Origin of the sequence: Synechococcus sp. R55.7 (assembly GCF_047461955.1) — a bacterium.
Taxonomy (GTDB): domain Bacteria; phylum Cyanobacteriota; class Cyanobacteriia; order Thermostichales; family Thermostichaceae; genus Thermostichus.
Window position 1 is genome coordinate 1 of the sequence record NZ_JANSIC010000511.1, and the last position, 560, is coordinate 560.

The following is a 560-nucleotide window of genomic DNA, read 5'->3' on the forward strand; positions in this document are numbered from 1 at the left end:
CCGGCAGAAGAAGCAGTCAGCACAGCCTGAAAACAGACCCAGTTAAAGATGTAGGTAGAAACTCAGAGCCATCCCTGTTCATCATAGCTTCGGAATGCCTTTGTCTCCCGTCTCTACTGCCCTGCCTGCTGCTGCAGTTGCGGGTTCAGGTGCCGCCGAGGTGGGGTTGGGCCGGTCAACATGGGACGAAAGCATGCTGGACTTCTTGGGATCCCCGCCCTTGGCTGGATGGCATAGCACCCGGGGATCAGCTAGAAATCGCAGGAGCCCCGCACTGTGCCCGTAGGGTCACTGCCGGGAGGAATGCGCTTTGATGAAGTACAATGAACTTATGAGCCAAGTCCTGACCATATCCTGTAAGCTCAAGGCATCCCAGTCGCAAGCCGCCAAATTGGACGCGACGATGGAGGCTTTTGGCCAAGCCTTGAACTGGGTCAACCAAAACACACCCGAGAAAGTCGCCAACGCCGTTAAGCTCCAGTCTCTGTGCTACCGCGAAATCCGTGCCCGGTTCGGCTTGTCCAGTAACTTGGCTCAACAGGTGTGCAGACGGGTGGCAG

Annotated in this window: 1 pseudogene; it reads left to right on the forward strand. The window is 56.8% G+C overall.

Features of this window, described 5'->3' with window-relative positions:
* Positions 1-331: 331 nt before the first annotated feature.
* Positions 332-560: pseudogene (locus NW820_RS13420) on the forward strand (RNA-guided endonuclease TnpB family protein); the annotation flags it as partial.